Annotated in this window: 14 protein-coding genes; 10 read left to right on the forward strand and 4 right to left on the reverse strand. The window is 70.1% G+C overall.

Going from position 1 to position 14,952, the window contains the following annotated elements:
• Positions 1–19 precede the first annotated feature (19 nt).
• The 4 genes from M3T53_RS02760 (at position 20) to M3T53_RS02775 (ending at position 4,206) form a co-directional block, all read left to right on the forward strand.
• Entirely contained in the window at positions 20–916 is an 897-nt protein-coding gene (locus tag M3T53_RS02760) for a LicD family protein (RefSeq protein WP_272432929.1), read from the forward strand.
• On the forward strand, positions 903–1,766 hold the full coding sequence (locus M3T53_RS02765) for a LicD family protein (protein ID WP_272432930.1): 864 nt from the start codon (positions 903–905) through the stop codon (positions 1,764–1,766). Before M3T53_RS02760 ends, M3T53_RS02765 begins: the two co-directional genes overlap by 14 nt.
• A complete protein-coding gene (locus tag M3T53_RS02770; RefSeq protein WP_272432931.1) occupies positions 1,763–3,016 on the forward strand; it encodes a lipopolysaccharide biosynthesis protein in 1,254 nt (417 codons plus the stop codon). Before M3T53_RS02765 ends, M3T53_RS02770 begins: the two co-directional genes overlap by 4 nt.
• A gap of 74 nt (positions 3,017–3,090) precedes the next feature.
• Positions 3,091–4,206 carry a glycosyltransferase family 4 protein gene (locus M3T53_RS02775; RefSeq protein ID WP_272432932.1) on the forward strand — a complete coding sequence of 372 codons (1,116 nt, stop codon included), beginning with the start codon at positions 3,091–3,093 and terminating at the stop codon, positions 4,204–4,206.
• Between the two features lie 46 nt (positions 4,207–4,252).
• Here the strand turns inward: M3T53_RS02775 and M3T53_RS02780 are convergent, their stop codons facing one another.
• From M3T53_RS02780 to M3T53_RS02795, 4 genes are read right to left on the reverse strand one after another with little or no spacing between them, the layout of a single operon-like run.
• The gene (locus M3T53_RS02780; protein WP_272432933.1) at positions 4,253–4,630 is read right to left on the reverse strand and encodes a DUF2304 domain-containing protein; all 378 of its coding nucleotides are present in this window, start codon (positions 4,628–4,630) and stop codon (positions 4,253–4,255) included.
• Positions 4,627–5,370 carry a glycosyltransferase family 2 protein gene (locus M3T53_RS02785; RefSeq protein WP_272433290.1) on the reverse strand — a complete coding sequence of 248 codons (744 nt, stop codon included), beginning with the start codon at positions 5,368–5,370 and terminating at the stop codon, positions 4,627–4,629. The genes M3T53_RS02780 and M3T53_RS02785 overlap by 4 nt, the downstream gene beginning before the upstream one ends.
• Positions 5,371–5,412: 42 nt before the next feature.
• Positions 5,413–7,026, reverse strand: a complete 1,614-nt coding sequence (locus M3T53_RS02790) for a DUF2142 domain-containing protein (protein ID WP_272432934.1) — start codon at positions 7,024–7,026, stop codon at positions 5,413–5,415.
• Between the two features lie 8 nt (positions 7,027–7,034).
• Positions 7,035–8,480 (reverse strand): bifunctional dTDP-4-dehydrorhamnose 3,5-epimerase family protein/NAD(P)-dependent oxidoreductase, encoded by a 1,446-nt coding sequence (locus M3T53_RS02795; protein ID WP_272432936.1) that lies wholly within the window; start codon positions 8,478–8,480, stop codon positions 7,035–7,037.
• Between the two features lie 187 nt (positions 8,481–8,667).
• Between M3T53_RS02795 and rfbA the strand changes: the two genes are divergently transcribed.
• The 6 genes from rfbA (at position 8,668) to M3T53_RS02825 (ending at position 14,938) form a co-directional block, all read left to right on the forward strand.
• A complete protein-coding gene (gene rfbA, locus M3T53_RS02800; RefSeq protein WP_272432937.1) occupies positions 8,668–9,534 on the forward strand; it encodes a glucose-1-phosphate thymidylyltransferase RfbA in 867 nt (288 codons plus the stop codon).
• A 93-nt stretch (positions 9,535–9,627) separates the two neighbouring features.
• Entirely contained in the window at positions 9,628–10,914 is a 1,287-nt protein-coding gene (locus M3T53_RS02805) for a rhamnosyltransferase WsaF family glycosyltransferase (protein ID WP_272432938.1), read from the forward strand.
• Positions 10,907–11,830, forward strand: a complete 924-nt coding sequence (locus tag M3T53_RS02810; RefSeq protein WP_272432939.1) for an NAD-dependent epimerase/dehydratase family protein — start codon at positions 10,907–10,909, stop codon at positions 11,828–11,830. Before M3T53_RS02805 ends, M3T53_RS02810 begins: the two co-directional genes overlap by 8 nt.
• Positions 11,820–12,767 carry a glycosyltransferase family 2 protein gene (locus M3T53_RS02815; RefSeq protein WP_272432940.1) on the forward strand — a complete coding sequence of 316 codons (948 nt, stop codon included), beginning with the start codon at positions 11,820–11,822 and terminating at the stop codon, positions 12,765–12,767. The genes M3T53_RS02810 and M3T53_RS02815 overlap by 11 nt, the downstream gene beginning before the upstream one ends.
• Positions 12,768–12,840: 73 nt before the next feature.
• Entirely contained in the window at positions 12,841–13,749 is a 909-nt protein-coding gene (locus tag M3T53_RS02820; RefSeq protein ID WP_272432941.1) for an ABC transporter permease, read from the forward strand.
• Between the two features lies 1 nt (position 13,750).
• Positions 13,751–14,938 carry an ABC transporter ATP-binding protein gene (locus tag M3T53_RS02825; protein WP_272432942.1) on the forward strand — a complete coding sequence of 396 codons (1,188 nt, stop codon included), beginning with the start codon at positions 13,751–13,753 and terminating at the stop codon, positions 14,936–14,938.
• Positions 14,939–14,952: the final 14 nt, after the last annotated feature.

A 14,952-nucleotide genomic window follows, 5' to 3' on the forward strand; every position in this document is an offset into this window, starting at 1 on the left:
GGAACGACGAAGGGATGACATGACTAACGACCAGGGACTCGACCAGGACCTCCTCGACCGCGTCCATGCGCTCTTGAAGACGATCCTCGAAGAGTTCGACCGGGTGTGCCGCCGGCTCGGCACTCCCTACACGGTCTACGGCGGCACCGCCATCGGAGCCGTCCGCCACCGGGGCTTCATCCCCTGGGACGACGACATCGACGTCCTCATGACCCGCGCCCACTACGAGCGCTTCCTCGCCGAAGCGCCCGCCCTCCTCGACGAGCGCTTCCGGCTGGACAACACGCGAACGCGCGACGACTTCCCCTTCATGTTCACCAAGATGGTCCTCAAGGACACCCTCCTGATCCCCGAGGCCGACCGAGACTCCGCCTACCGGATGCCCTTCTTCATGGACATCCTCCCCGTGGACACCGTCCCCGACGACCCGCGCGCCTTCGCCTCGATGAGCCGCAGATCCTGGCTGTGGGGCAGACTGCTCTTCCTCGTCGGCACCCCCCGCCCCTACCTCATCGGCATCACCGGGGCGAAGAGGGCCCTGATCTACACCGCGACGACCGCCGCCCACTGGGGGATGCGCCTGCTGCGCGTGACGCCGCGCAAGCTCCAGAGCAGATGGGAGGCCGTCGTCCGCAGGTACGAGGACGCCCCCACCGGCGTCATGGCGGACTTCACCATGCGGGATCCCCAGAACTGGATCGTCACCGACGACGAGCTGTTCCCCACCCGCGACGTCCCCTTCGAGGACATCACCGTCATGCTCCCCAACGAGTACGACGCCCTCCTGCGCCGGGGGTACGGCGACTACATGGAGCTGCCCCCCGCCGACCAGCGGCGCAACCACCGGGCCCACGTCATCGACTTCGGCCCCTACGGATCCGACGCCGCCCGAGGAGGCGCAGATGACCGCCCCTGAGGGACCCTCCCGCCTCGACGGAGTCCAGCGCGCCACCACCCGCGTCCTGGCCGAACTCGACCGGGTGTGCGAACGGCTCGGCATCCGCTACGCCGTCTACGGCGGCACCGCCATCGGAGCCGTCCGCCACCGGGGCTTCATCCCCTGGGACGACGACGCCGACGTCTGCCTGCCCCGCGCGGACTACGAGCGCCTGCTCGACGAGGCCCCCGCCCTCCTGGGGGAGGCGTACGTCCTCGTCTCCCCCCGCCACAGCGAGGACTACCCCCAGACCTTCGCGGTCCTGGGACTCAAGGGCAGCGAATTCGTCTCCCAGGTCGCCAAGGACCGGCCCTACCGGATGCCCATCGGCGTCGACCTGTTCCCCCTCGATCCGATCCCGGACGACGAGGCCGCCTACAGGCGCCAGTCCCGGTCGACGTGGCTGTGGGGGCGCCTCCTCTTCCTCAGGGGGACCCCGAGGGCGGCGACCGGACTGCCCGGCCCCCTGGCCCCCCTGGCCGGAGGAATCATGCTCGCCGTCCACGCGACGATGAGGGCCCTGCGGATCAGCCCCCGACGCCTCCAACGCGCGTGGGAGCGGGCGGCGCGCCGCCACGAGCACTCGGGCTCGACGCTCCTGGGGGACTTCTCCACCCGCGACCCCAAGCACTGGGCGGTCCGCGTCGACGAGCTCTTCCCCTGCGCGCGCGTCCCCTTCGAAGACATCACCGTCATGCTCCCCAAGGAGTACGACGCGATCCTCACGCGAGGCTACGGCGACTACATGGAGCTGCCCCCCGCCGACCAACGGGTCAACCACGAGGCCCACTCGGTCGTCTACGGCCCCTACTGGGACGAGGACAGATGAGCGCGACCGTCGAGTCCGCGAGCCAGTACCGGCGCGACTACCTGTGGAACACGGCGGCCTCGCTCATGAGCTCGCTGTCGTTCGTCATCATGCTCACGGCCGTCACCCGGTCGGCGGGGGTCGCCGCCGCCGGCGTGTTCTCCCTTGCCATCGCCCTGGGGCAGCAGTTCCAGACCGTCGGCATGTTCGAAGTGCGGACCTACCACGTCACCGACGTCACGGGGAAGTTCCCCTTCGGCGTCTACGCGTCGACGCGCATCGTCACGACGGGGCTCATGCTCGTCGGGATCGTCGGCTACGGCCTCTACAAGGGGGGGGAGTCCCCTCACGCCGTCCTCACCGGGCTGCTCGTCGCGGCGCTGAGGCTGTTCGACGCCGCCGAGGACGTGTTTTACTCCGAGTTCCAGCGGGGCAACAGGCTCGACATCGGGGGACGGGCCTGCTTCTGGCGGATCCTCACGACGACCGGCGTGTTCTCCGTGATGATGCTGGCCACGGCCGACCTGCTCGTCGCCACCGCGGTCTCCTTCGGCGTCTCGACGATCGTCTTCGCCTTCGTCTACCTGCCGCCCGCCCGGCGCATGTTCCCCCTGTCACCGACCTGGGACTGGCGCCAGATGGGCTCCCTCCTCGCCGACTGCCTGCCCCTGTTCCTCGGGGCGTTCCTGGCGACGTACCTGACGAACGAGGCCCGGTACGCGATCGACGAGTACCGCAGCGTCGAGGAGCAGGGGTACTTCTCGATCATCTATATGCCGGCCGTCGCCATCAACATGCTCGCCCTCCTCGTCTTCCGCCCGCTGCTCACCCCGATGGCCCGGCGGTGGGCCGAGGGGGACGCCGCCGGTTTCCTGAGGATCGTCCGCCGGGGCCTGGCTACGACCGGCCTCGCCTTCATCGTCGTGGCCGCCGTATCGGCCCTCGCCGGTCCGCAGATCCTCCGGCTCGTCTTCGGCCAGGACGTCTCCGCCTACATGGTGGAGCTGCTGGTCCTCGTCGGAGCCGGCGCCCTGAACTCGGCGAGCGTCATCATCTACTACGCGTTGACGACGATCCGCCTCCAGCGCCTCGTGTGCGTCGGCTATCTCGTCGCCGCCGTCGACATCTACGTCGCGGCGACCCTGTGGGTCCCCGAGCACGGGCTGCTCGGCGCCTCCCTGGCCTACGCCCAGGCCGTCCTCGTCCTCGTCCTCGTCTTCGCGGGGATGCTCCTCCACCGGGTCGGGCGCATGCGCGGCGCCGGCTCCTAACCTCCGAGGGGCGGTGCTGTACCCTCGACGGGGAGTCGACGGCCGACCCGTCGGCAAGCGCGCAGGAGGACTCAATGCGGATCGCGATGATCGTTAACAGCTACCCGCCGCGCATGGGGGGGCTCGAATCCCACATCCAGAACCTCGCCGAGGGGCTCGTCGCCCAGGGGCACCGGGTGTGGGTCCTGACGATCTCCGCCGACCCCGGACGGCGCGTCGACGGCGGCGTCGAGGTCCTCACGGGCCGCTCTCACCTGCCGATCGCCGACGTCATCTCCTTCCCGGCCCCGGGGGCCCGCCGGTCGATCAGCCGTTTCCTGCGCGCCCACGCCATCGACCTCGTCTCGGTCCACACCCGCTTCTTCCCGATGAGCCTCATCGGTGTGCGCGCCGCCCGGGCCTGCGCGATCCCGGTCGTCCACACCGAGCACGGATCGGGTTTCGTCGCCTCGCCGTCGCCCCTGATCTCCTGGTGCTCGCGCCTGGTGGACGTGACGGCCGGCCGCTACGTGCTCCGTCACGCCGACCGGGTGCTCGGCGTGTCCGCGCAGGCCGCCGACTTCGCCGGGCGCCTCGGCGGGGTGCCGGCACGGGTGTTCCACAACGCGATCACGCCGCCCCTCGTCCGGGGGGAGGTCGTCGATCGGCCCGGGCGGCTCGTATTCGTCGGACGCATCGTCGAGGGGAAGGGGTGGGACGACTTCCTCCACGCCGTGGCCGCTCTGCGCGCGCGCGGGCACGAGGTCGACGGCGAGGTCCTCGGAGCGGGACCCTGCCTGGAGGACGCGCGGGCGCTGCGCGCGAGCCTGGGGCTCGACGGAGCGGTCGACCTGCGCGGGCGCGTGTCGGCCGACGAGGTCCGCCGGAGCCTGGCGGGCGCGACGCTCGTCAACCCCACGGTCCTGTCGGAAGGGTTCCAGACGACCCTGTTGGAGGCCCTGGCCGAACAGGGGAGGGTCGTCACCTACGTCGTTCCGGGGGCCGAGCTCCTGCGCGACGCGGGAGCACCGATCGTCATCTGCCCGGAGAAGACCCGCGAGTCCCTCGTCGAGTCCCTGGAGGGGATGCTCGCGGTGCCGGGCGAGCCGGCGCCCGCGGAGCTCATCGACGAGTGGACGTGGCCGGTGCGCTCGCGCGAATACGCGAGGATCGCCGAGGAGGTCGTCGCCGAGCGCCGCTCGGCCCGGTAGGGGCGCGGACGGCGCTCAGGCGGGGTCCCGCTGGGGCGGCGCCCCGTCACTCGTGGAGGCGCTCCTCCAGGCGGCAGACCCGGTCGGCGAGGTCGTCGGCCCGGTTGTTCGTCAGCGCGAGCTCCTCGGCCAGGCGACGGCGCTCCTCGGTGGCGCGGGACAGGTCGACGCTCAGGCGCAGCGTGAGCAGGAGGAGGACGGTCGCTGCGGCGACGAGCCCCAGGTTGAGGGGGACTTGGACCCCGAGGAGCTGGGAGAGGGAGGAGAGCGCCCCGGGGAAGAGAGAGAACACGGCGACGCTGACCGCGATGACGATCCACCACGTCGCGTAGCGCTCCTTCATCCCCGAGTTGCGCATCCTCAGGAATACGGCGACGAGGACGATGAGGCCGAAGAGCACTCCGAGCCAGTAGGTCGAGCTCATCGGGAGGCCTCCTCGGCGGGGGGGACGGGGGAGGGGACGCGGGGCCGGGACAGGGCGACCCCCAGGGCGAGGAATGCCCGGATGAGGAATACCGCGGCTTTGAGCGGGTCGTGGGAGGGCTCGCCGCCGGCGCGCGGGCGCATCTCGACGGGCTCCTGGCGGATGACGAGGCCGCGGCGGGAGGCCAGGACGAGGGCCTCGATGGTGTCGCCGAGGTACTCGGCGGGGTAGTCGCGGCTGAACAGGCCGATTGCGCGCCGGGTGCACAGCTTGAAGCCCGATGTCGTGTCCGTCAGCCGCGTGCCGCACACCCGCGAGAGGATGACGGACAGGACCTTCATCGCCCAGTGGCGGGGGCCCCGGACCGAGTAGTCGCCCTTGCCGGCGAAGCGGGCGCCGATGACGAGGTCGGCGCCCTCGGAGCGGGAGCGGTCGAGCAGCGCGGGGATCTCGGCGGGGTCGTGCTGGCCGTCCGCGTCGAGCTGGACCGCGTAGTCGTAGTCGTGGCGCGCGGCGTACAGGTACCCGGCGCGCATAGCGCCGCCGACTCCGAGGTTGAGGGGCAGGTCGAGGACGGCGACGCCGGCGTCGCGGGCGATCCGCGCGGTGCGGTCCGTCGACCCGTCGGAGACGACGAGGACGTCGGCGACTCCTTGGACGCTCGTCAGGACCTCCCTGAGGACGCCGGCGAGGACCTCCTCCTCGTTCCACGCGGGGATGATGACGAGGACACGCGGCATTGGCTCGGACACGATGCTCCTCACGACGACAACGCGTGAATCTTACCGCGAGGGGCGGAGATCGGGGGCGGGGCGGGGCCCGTCAGCGGGCGCCGGAACCCGAGGGGTCGTCCAGTCGAGCCGTTCGACCTCGTCGGCGGCGTCGGCACTGCGGCCGGCGAGGACGAGGAGGCACACGACGGCGACCCCGAAGGCGAGGGAGACGGCGATCCAGACCTGCATCGGCGTCACGGGGATCGGCCACCACCATTGGAGCTGGAAGTCGAGGTCGAGCGGTTCCTCGGGGCCGACGAGCCCACGGGTGTACCGCGCGAGGAGGACGTGGAGGGTCAGGGCGTGGGCGAGGACCAGGCACGCTCCCGCGAGGATCGCCTGCGGCCTCGACAGGATGCGCCGCGCCGGGGCGTCGACGGCGAAGAGGAGGAAGAAGAGCACCGCGAGGAGCGGGAGGATGTAGCGCGGCTGGTAGGGGGAGATGCTGTCGAAGACCCCGGCGGCGACCACGACGACGGGCAGCCCCGACATCGAGCCGAAGACCATGAGCGCGGCCATCCACGTGCGCCACGTCCCGGCCCGCAGGGAGAGGAACAGGGCCCCCAGGCCGACGGCGAGGGCGAGGACCGTGATCGTGCCGTCGATGGGGACGTCGAACCATCCGGGCCCCCGGTCCAGGCCGTAGAACCCGGCGAAGTACTTGGGCAGGGCGACGGCCGTTCGGACCGCGGTCTCGACGGCCCCCCGCAGGCCCTCGCCGGCGGGGCCCTGGCCCCCTCCGGGCGAGGCTTGCCTGTTGGAGAGGAACTGCCACACTCCCGCCGTGCTCGCGGCGAGCGCGAGGGCGGCCTCGGGCCACAGCGCCCTCGACCACCTCAGGGCGAAGGCGAAGGCAGCGGTGACGACGAAGAGGTAGAACGCGGCGTCGGGACGCGACGAGCAGCACAGGATGGCCCCCGCGCCGGCGCATCCGAGGAGCCCCCACCGTCGGCCGCCCGCGGAGCGCGCCGCCGCGTACAGGCCCGTCGCGAACGCGAAGACACCGGTGATCGACCAGGACGAGGGGTTGTTCGACGCGATGAAGTACAGGCCCATCGGCACCCACGAGACCGCCATCGCCAGGAGGAAGGGCTGGCGCAGCCGCCGCGGGCTCAGCGATCCGATGCAGGCCAGGAGGGCGAGGCCGATGAGCAGGTTCGCCAGCCGCATCGTCAGGGCCGCGGCCCGCGAGTTCTCCTGGACGAGGAGATGGTGGAAGCGGTAGAAGCCGGTCGGGTAGTTCCCGTCGTCGTATCGGATGGCCCACCGGGTCCTGGCGTCGCTGTAGCGCGTCGTGCACTGGGCGGATCGATCGGGCATGAACGCGTAGCACACGGAGTTGTCCCCGATGGGCTGGGGGACCTCGACCTCGACGACGCCGTGCTCCTCGTTGAACCGCGTCGGGCAGGACTCCTCGACTGGCCGCGGGCACCAGGCGCTCACGAGGTGGAAGTCGTCGTCGGGGGAGGCTCCGACCGGGGAGGCGATGACCCAGCCGATGCCCGTGACCAGGGCGGAGACGACGAGGAGGGCACCTAGGAGGGCGGCCGTCCACCGGCTGCGGGGCTGGGCGGACGCGGCCCGCGGGCCGCCGAAACAGGGGAGGCGGAGATGGCGGAGCATGCGGGTCCTCAGGCGGGGTCCGAGCCGGCCGGACCGGTCACGTAGGAGTCGAGGCGCGCCATCGAGTCTGCCGGGCGGAACCCGGTGGACTCGATCTTCGTCAGGTCGAGGCGCGAGTCGAGCGGGCGGGGGGCGATGCCGTCCTGGCCGGAGAAGTATTCCTCGGTCGAGACGGGCGCGACCTCCGCCGGGTCGTGGCCGAGGAGCTCGTAGACGCGCGAGGCGACGTCGGCCCAGCTGACCGCCGGTCCCTCGCCCGACAGGTTGTACGTCCCGTACGCGGCGCCCGTGGAGAGCAGGTGGATGATGCCGCCAGCCAGGTCGGCGGTGAAGGTCAGGCGCCCCACCTGGTCGTCGACGACCGAGGGGCGCACCCCGCGATCGGCGAGGGAGGCCATCGTCCGGATGAAGTTCCTTCCGTCGCCGACGACCCAGCTCGTCCGCACGAGGTAGTGCGTCGGGCAGGCGGTCACCGCGGCGTCGCCGCCGGCCTTGGACTGCCCGTACACGCCCAGGGGGGATGGGGCCTCGTCCTCGAGGTGGGGGCCGGCGGTCCCGTCGAAGACGTACTCGCTGGAGATATGGACGATGGTCAGGCCGCGCTGGGCGCCGATCCGCGCGAGGTTCGCCGGTCCCGTCGCGTTCGCCCGCCAGGCGAGCCGGCGTCCCTCGGGGGTCTCGGCGCCGTCGACGTCGGTCCACGCGGCGGCGTTGACGATGATGTCGTAGGCGGACCAGTGGAAGGAGTTCATCTGCTCGGCGTCGGCGATGTCGACGTCGGGCAGGTCGACTCCGGTCGCGGTGAACCCGGCCTCGGGCAGGCGCCGCATGAGCTCGCGCCCGAGCTGGCCGTTGGCGCCGGTGACGAGGACCCTGCGGCCCGTCGACTCGGGGGCGGGGAAGGGGACGACGGCGTCGAGCGGGGGGTTGGCCCGATCCTTGTCGGAGATGATCGCCTGGTCGAGGGGGATCGGCCAGGGGATCGCCGCCGTCGCGTCGTCGAGGCTCAGCGCGGTGTAGACGGAGTCGGGCGACCAGTGGTCGTTGACGAGGTAGGTGTAGGCGGTGCCCGGTTCGAGCGTCTGATAGGCGTTGCCCACGCCCCTGGGGACGAAGACGGCGACCGACGGGTCGATCTCGGCGGTGTACACGGTGCCGAAGGAGGGGCCCTCGCGCAGGTCGACCCAGGCGCCGAAGACCCTCCCCGTGGCCACGGAGACGAACTTGTCCCACGGCTCGGCGTGGATGCCGCGGGTGACGCCGGCCTCGTCGTTGAAGGAGATGTTGTTCTGGACCGGGTGGAAGTCCGGCAGGCCCAGGGCGACCATCTTCTCGCGCTGCCAGTTCTCCTTGAACCATCCGCGCGTGTCGCCATGGACCGTCACATCGATCCTCAGGAAGCCGGGGATCGCGGTCTCCTCGATGCCCAGGGGCTTGCCGGTCGGCGTCGTCATGGTCAGTGGTCTCCTCGGGATCGGTCGTGTCGGGCGACAGGGGTCTTCGGCGATTCTAGCCGGACGCCCCGACGGCGATGAGGGCCGACATCCGGCACGCCTCGATGAAAAAACGACCCGGGCCGCGCACAATGGGGCGATGCCGACGACCGGCGTCGGGCAGCGACTGAGAACCTGAAGGAGCAGCATGAAGGGCATCATCCTCGCCGGAGGCTCGGGCACCCGCCTCAACCCGATCACCCTGGGGGTCTCCAAGCAGCTCGTCCCCGTCTACGACAAACCGATGATCTACTACCCGCTGTCGACCCTCATGCTCGCCGGCATCCAGGACGTCCTCGTCATCACGACCCCCCACGACGCCCCCTCCTTCCAGCGCCTCCTGGGCGACGGGTCCCAACTGGGCGTCGCCATCTCCTACGCCGTCCAGGAGGTTCCCAACGGGCTCGCCCAGGCCTTCGTCCTGGGCGCCGACCACGTCGGGACCGACGCCGCCGCCCTCGTCCTGGGCGACAACATCTTCTACGGCCCCGGCATGGGATCGCAGCTGCGCCGCCACGCCGACCCCGACGGTGGCGCCGTCTTCGCCTACCACGTGTCCGACCCGAGCGCCTACGGGGTCGTCGAGTTCGACGAGAACTTCACCGCCGTGTCCATCGAGGAGAAGCCCGCCCGCCCCAAGTCGAACTACGCGGTGCCGGGCCTGTACTTCTACGACAACGACGTCGTCGAGATCGCGAAGAACCTCGCCCCGTCGGCGCGCGGCGAGTACGAGATCACCGACGTCAACCGCGCCTACCTCGAGGCGGGCAGGCTCCAGGTCGAGGTCCTGCCGCGCGGAACCGCGTGGCTCGACACCGGGACCTTCGACTCGCTGGCCGACGCCACCGCCTTCATCCGCACCGTCGAGGCCCGCCAGGGCATGAAGATCGGCGCCCCCGAGGAGGTCGCGTGGCGCATGGGCTTCATCGACGACGAGGGCCTGCGCCGACGCGCCGAGCCCCTCGTCAAGTCCGGGTACGGCCAGTACCTCCTCGACCTGCTCGACGCGGACTGACGCCCCCGCCCCCGGCCGCGCGACGACTCACGGCCGGGGGCGGGCGCGCCCCGATGAATCGGAACGAGGGCGCGGGCGGATAGACTGACCCCCATGACTGCATTCGACACCGTGGCGGGCTATGCGCGACGCGGAGCCGCCTACTACCGGAAGAACGGGGCGCGCCTGACCGCCGCCCGCTTCTTCCTCGGGGTGTCCTCGCGCCTGTCCCAGCCCCGCTCGGGCTCGTCCGCGAAGCGACTGCTCAGGCGCAAGCCCCTCCACATGCTGACGACGTTCGACGACGCCGCCGCCGTGGACTGGACGACGACGCCCCCGTGGCGCGAACGGCCGCGCCAGCTCGGCGAGGGGCCGTTCACGACCGCGTGGATCATGTCCCCGCCCGGCAAATCCTCCGGCGGGCACCAGAACATCTTCCGGTTCCTCTCGTTCCTCGAGGGCGCCGGCCACCGGGTCCAGATCTTCCTCTACTCCTCCGACCCGATGCCGATCGACGTGCAGGCCGTGCGGGACATGCTCGCCGAGTCCGTCGCCTACCCGCACCTGCGGGCCCCCATCGAGATCTACCGGCCCGAGTCGGGCGTCGGCCCGGACGCCGACGCGATCTTCGCCACCGGCTGGGAGACGGCCTACCCCGCCTACCTCGATCCGAGCGACGCCCGGCGCTTCTACTTCGTCCAGGACTTCGAGCCGTCGTTCTACCCCGTCGGGTCGGAGAACAAGCTCGCCGAGAACTCCTACCGCTTCGGATTCGAGGCCTTCACCGCCGGACGGTGGCTCGCCCAGAAGCTCGCCGCGGACTACTCGATGACGACCCACCCCTTCGACTTCGCGACGGACCTGACGGTCTACGCGCGCAGCAACGACGCCCGGCGCTCCGACGTGTTCTTCTACGCCCGGCCCGTGACGACCCGACGGGGCTTCGAACTGGGGGTCATGGCGCTCGCCGAGGTCAAGCGCCTGCGGCCGCAGACGACGATCCACATGGCCGGGTGGAACGTCGCGGACTGGGACATCCCCTTCGACTACGTCAACCACGGCGCCATGCGTATCGACGAGCTCAGCCCCCTGTACAACCGGTGCGCCGCCGCCCTCGTCATGTCGCTGACGAACATGTCGCTCCTGCCCCTCGAGCTCCTGTCGTGCGGGACGATCCCCGTCGTCAACGACGCCCCGAACAACCGCCTCGTCTCCGACAACCCGAACATCGCCTACACCCCGCTGTCGCCCGGGGCCCTCGCCCGGCAGATCGTCGAGATCCTCGACGACCCCGACCAGCTCGAGCGGTCGCGAGAAGCCGCCCGGTCCGTCCACGGGCTCTCCTGGACCGACTCGGGGCTCCAATTCGTCCGGGCTTTCGAGGAGGCCATGCATGGCTGACGTCCTCGTCATCGGCGGCAACGGCTTCCTCGGCTCCCACATCGTCGACGCCCTGGCGGCCCGCGGCCACCGGATCACGGCGTTCGACATGTACTCGGGCGAAGTCCACTGGGACGCCCCCGGGGTCGCCGTGTTCGACGGGAACTTCCTCAACACCGGGGACCTGCGCCAAGCCGTGCGCGGGCACGACGTCGTCCTCCACATGCTCTCGACGACCGACCCCGCCACCGCCGAGAACGACCCGACCCTCGACATCCGCACGAACATCCTCGGATCCGTCGAGCTCTTCGAGATCTGCGCCCAGGAGGGCGTCGAGCACCTGTACTTCGCCTCGTCGGGCGGCACTATCTACGGGGACCGCGAGCAGGGGCGCTTCCACGAGGACGACCCGACCCTGCCCGTGTCCCCCTACGGCATCGGCAAGCTCGCCATCGAGAACTACATGCGGTTCTTCGAGCGCAAGCACGCCCTGGCCTCGACGAGCCTGCGGATCGCCAACCCCTACGGCACCCGACAGAACCCCCACAAGCGCCAGGGGATCATCCCGATCTTCCTGCGCAACGCCCTCCACGGCGAACCCCTGACCGTCATGGGCGACGGGACGATGTACCGCGACTACATCTACGTCAACGACCTGGCCAGCATCGTCGCCGCCGTCGTCACCCAGGGGGCCACCGGCCACACGTACAACCTCGGGTCGGGCCAGGCAACGAGCGTCAACGAGATCGTCGACTCGATCCGCCGCGTCACCGGACTGGACCCGCGCGTCGAGCACCGCCCCACGCCCCCGACCTACGTCCACGGGTCCGTCCTCGACACCACCCGGATCACCGAGGAGTTCGGCCCCTTCACCCTGACCCCCCTCGACCAGGGGATCGACAAGACCTGGCAGGAGATCCGCGCCCATGGCAGCTGAACACGACCGCCTCGACGCGACAGTCGTCATCCTCACCTACAACGGCGAGCGCCACATCGACGAGATCCTCCGGGCCGTCGAGGACCAGCGCTTCGAGGGCTCCTACGAGATCCTCGTCATCGACTCCGGATCGACCGACGCGACCCTCGACATCATCGCCGCCCACCCTCGGGTCCGCCTCCACCAGATCCCCAACTCCGAGTTCGGGCACGGCAAGACCCGCAACCTCGCGGCACACCTGGCCCGCGGCGAGATCGTCGCCTACCTGACGCACGACGCGACCCCCGCCCACGACCGGTGGCTCCACGAGATCACCGCGCCCTTCGGCATCAGCGACAGGATCGTCGCCGTCATGGGCGCCCAGGCGCCGCGCGCCAGCGCGTTCCCCCTGCTGCGCTACGAGATCCGCACGATGTTCGCCGGGTTCGGCCCCGGATACGGGACCACGCTGTTCTACGACGACGACTTCATCCAGGACGAGGGGGTGCGCAACGCCGTCTCCTTCTACTCCGACGTCAACTCGGCGGCGCGCCGGTCGACCCTGACGGGTCCCGTGCCCTACCGCGACGTGTCCTACGCGGAGGACCAGCTCCTGGGCCGCGACGTCATCGACGCCGGCCTCATCAAGGCGTACGCCCCCAGGGCCCTGGTCATGCACTCCAACGAGATGACCGTCGGCGAGTACGACGACCGGATGTTCGAGGAGACCCAGGGGCTGCGCGAGGTCGGCATCGACGTGGCCATGCCCTCGATGAGGACCGTCGTCCGGATGGTCGTCGGCGGGACCGTCCGCGACGCGCTGCGGATCGTCAGGGACCGCGAGCTGACGGCGGTCTCGAAGCTGCGCGGACTGCTCGTCAATCCCGCCTACCACGTCCAGCGGTGGCGGGGGGTCCGGCGGGGAGTGCGCGAGCCGCTGCGGCGGTACGGCTCATGAGGCGAGCGCCGACGGCCCGCGTTCGACGACGCGGAAGGGCGAATCGGCCCGGACCATGTGCGATACTGCGGTGGTGAATCCAACGAGTCCCGTTGACGAGCGCGCGCGCCGCCTCGCTGCCGAGCCGATGAGGGAGCTGGGGCAGAAAGCCGGCGTGGTCGCCGGAACGAAGAAGTCGATCGTCGACGTCTGGCGCAGAAGAGAGCTCCTCGGCCTGCTGATCAATCGCGAGATCAAGGCGAAGTACAAGGACTCGTCCTTCGGGTTCGCCTGGTCGATGGTCAAGCCGCTGGCCCAGCTTCTCATCTACTTCATCGTCATCGGCCATTTCCTCGGGGCGGCTCGCGGGATCCCGGATTTCGCGATCTTCGTCTTCGCGGGCCTGACCGCGTGGGGGCTCGTCCTGGAGATCGTTAACGGGGGGACGGGCAGCATCGTCGCCAATGCGGGATTGGTGAAGAAGGTCTACTTGCCGCGCGAGGTCTTCCCGTTGGCCACGGCGGGCACGGCAGTCGTCAATTCCGCGATCCAGTTCGCGATCCTCGTCTTCGCGGTCGTCGTCACCGGGCGGATCCCGTCGCCGAGCCTGCTCGGATACCTGCCGTTGGCCATCGCGATCCTCATCGTCTACGGGTTGACCGCGGCGCTGGCGCTCAGCGCCCTCAACGTGTACATGCGCGACATCCAGCACCTCGTCGAGGTCGCCACGTTCCTCGCCTTCTGGGCCTCCCCGATCGTCTACTCCTACGAGTACGTGGCCCAGGCGGTATCCGGATGGCTCCTCGAGATCTACTTGGCCAATCCGGTGACGCTCGCGATCCTCGGCTTCCAGAGGTCGCTGTGGGCGGCGGGCGCGGCGGAGCCGTACCCGTCGCATATGCTCCTGCGGATGTGCGCGAGCCTCGTCGTCGGCCTGGTGTGCCTGTTCGCCGCCCACCGGGTCTTCATCCGCCTCGAAGGCAATTTCGCCCAGGAGCTGTGACATGGTGACCACCGCCTACCCAGACGTCGTCCGAGTCGAGGGCGTGTCCAAGACCTTCAGGATCCACCGGGACACGTCGATCAAGGAGCGGGTCCTCCATTCGTCGAGGAGCCGCGTCGAGCAGTTTCAGGCCCTCGACGACGTGTCGATCGCGATCCCCATGAGTCAGACGGTCGGCCTCATGGGCCACAACGGCTCGGGCAAGTCGACGCTGCTGAAGATCATGGGGTCGATCATCCGGCCGACGACGGGGCGGGTGACGACCCGGGGGAGGATGGCGGCGCTGCTCGAGCTCGGAGCCGGCTTCCACCAGGATCTGACCGGGCGGGAGAACGTCTTCCTCAACGCCTCGATCCTGGGGATGTCGCGGGCCGAGACCGAGCGCCAACTCGACGCGATCGTCGATTTCTCCGGGATCGAGCAGTTCATCGACACGCAGGTGAAGTTCTACTCGTCGGGCATGTACGTCCGCCTGGCCTTCGCCGTCGCCGTCCACTCCGACCCGGACGTCCTCCTCGTCGACGAGGTCCTCGCCGTCGGCGACGAGCCCTTCCAGCGCAAGTGCATGGATAAGATCGGGCAGTTCCAGCGCGAGGGCCGGTCGATCGTCCTCGTGTCCCATTCCGCCGATCAGGTCAACGCGGTGTGCACCCGGGGGATCGTCCTCGATCACGGGCGGATGGTCTTCGACGGGGATACGCAGGAGGCGGTCCACGTCCTGCGCGAGGGATTCGAGCGCGCGGGCCGCATGGGGAAGAACCTCACGCCGCCGCTCCAGGGCAAAGTGCGGATCACGAGCATCGAGGTCATCGACGCGCAGGGGAATCGGACGCATTCGGTCGCCACCGGCGACGACGTGAGGATCCGCATGCGATTCACCTGCGACGAGCGGATGGACCAGTGGCTGGCGGGGATGACCTTCGAGACGAACCTGGGCCAGCACCTCTTCACGTTCGACACGCGGGCGGCGAATTCCGTCATGCCGCCGGTCGAGGGGGAGTCGGTCGTCGTGTTCTCGATCCCGGATCTGCCGTTGGGCGATGGGACGTACAGGCTCAATGCGGGCATCGCCGACGGGGAGGGGCGGACCCTCGACCATCGCGATGACGCCTGGGACATCGTCGTGGCCGGCCCCTATGCGGGGACGGGGCCGATCGCGATGTCCCCGACGATCACGTTCTCCGAGTAGGACCGGCGGGGCGC

This window comes from Actinomyces sp. B33 (assembly GCF_028437565.1).
Lineage (GTDB): Bacteria > Actinomycetota > Actinomycetes > Actinomycetales > Actinomycetaceae > Pauljensenia.